Genomic DNA, 1,634 nt, shown 5'->3' on the forward strand with positions numbered 1-1,634 from the left:
GTGACTGTGAGGATCGCCAACGCAGCCTGATGGTGCTGGGCTGTGGGTTGGTGACCGCGGGTGTGACCCCCGGAGTGACTGGCTTCGTGCCTTGCTGCGACTTGTCCGCTCGTGGTTGCCGGCCCCGGCCCGGTTGGAGGAGCTGGCCTGATCAGGAGCTTGACCATCTGGCGTTAGAGGCGCCGGATGTGTCTCATCACAGTCCTGCCGAGCCTCCGTCCCGGACCGGAACCACGTCCCGTCCGGCGAAGGAGAGAACGCATGAACAGTCTGACCGATCTGCGTGACGTGGTCGATGTCGTCATCGGCGTCGACACCCACGTCCATACCCACTCCGCGGCCGTCCTCGACACCGCGACCGGTGGTGTCCTCGACGAGATCACGGTCGAGGCGACACCTGAGGGCTATGCCGAGCTGGTGGAGTTCGCCAACAACCACGCGATGTTGCGGGCCTGGGCGATCGAGGGGACCGGTGGCCATGGCGCCGGTCTGAGTCGGCACCTGGGGAGGGCATCGGAGATCGTCGTCGAGTTGGACCGCCCGAAGCGGGCTGCGCGGCGCAACGGGGCGAAATCGGATCCGCTCGATGCGATTCGGGCCGCGCGTGAGGCGATGGCGCGACCGCGGTTGGGAACTCCGCGCAGTGGTGGCGAACGCCAGGCACTGTCGGTGCTGTTGACTGCTCGCCGCTCTGCGATCAATGCCTCGACCGAGGCCCAGCTGCAGGTCTTCAGTCTGGTGATTGCCGCACCGGAACCGATCCGTGACCGGTTCCGTGGTCAGAAGCTTGCCGCGATGCTCAACACCGCCGCGAGCCTGCGGGTGCATTCGTCGTGGGACACCGAGACGACCAGCACCGTCGTGGCGTTGCGGACCTTGGCTCGTCGCGCGCACGCGATGCTGAAGGAGGCACGTGAGCTGCAGAAGGCCCTCGTGGCCATCATCCGCAACTGGCGACCAGACCTGCTCGAGGAGTTCGGTGTCGGCCCGATCGTCGCCGCGACGGTGTTGTGCGCCTGGTCCCATCCCGGGCGGATCCACTCGGAAGCTGCGTTCGCGATGCTCGCCGGCGTGGCACCGATCCCGGCGAACAGTGGCCAAGTCACCACCCGGTATCGGCTCAACCGTTACGGCGACCGGAACCTCAACAACGCCTTGCACACCGTGGTGCAGAGCCGGATCCAGTACCAGCAAGGCACCCGCGACTACGTCGCAAGGCGCACTGCCGAGGGAAAGACCGCCCGAGAGATCAAACGCTGCCTGGCTCGCTACGTCGCCCGAGACCTCTACCGCCTACTTGAAAGTGGGCCGCAGCGGCTTGACGAAGCATAGGAGCGTCGCACCCGAGAGCCGACTGCCAGGCGGCTATGACCGTGCGCTCGGTTGTGGGGAGGGGGTACCTCCGGCGCTGCCCGGAGGCGGGCTATGCCGGCGTTCCCCGGAGGGGTATGGCTGGGGTTGGTCTGCTGGCGTGGTGGAGGAACCGTTGTCCGGCACGGCGTTCGGCGGTGGCCGCCTCGCGTAGGTGCTGTGCGACCTGGTGGCGGGTGCCGCTGGGGTTCGGTTCGGCGCTGAGGATGGAATGGGCGGCCTGGTAGGCGGCCGCAGCCTGGTCGAAGTCGTCGGCTGCGTGA

At 67.4% G+C, this 1,634-nt stretch carries 2 protein-coding genes; one reads left to right on the forward strand and one right to left on the reverse strand.

Going from position 1 to position 1,634, the window contains the following annotated elements:
* Window positions 1-261: 261 nt before the first annotated feature.
* On the forward strand, window positions 262-1,332 hold the full coding sequence (locus tag VET27_RS07595) for an IS110 family RNA-guided transposase (RefSeq protein ID WP_526516675.1): 1,071 nt from the start codon (window positions 262-264) through the stop codon (window positions 1,330-1,332).
* Window positions 1,333-1,423: 91 nt separating this feature from the next.
* On the opposite strand, the gene VET27_RS07600 is transcribed toward VET27_RS07595, so the two are convergent.
* A partial coding sequence (locus tag VET27_RS07600) for a hypothetical protein (RefSeq protein ID WP_526516677.1) occupies window positions 1,424-1,634 on the reverse strand: 211 nt, incomplete at its 5' end.

The sequence above is a fragment of the Mycobacterium sp. genome, from assembly GCF_035633495.1.
Lineage (GTDB): Bacteria > Actinomycetota > Actinomycetes > Mycobacteriales > Mycobacteriaceae > Mycobacterium.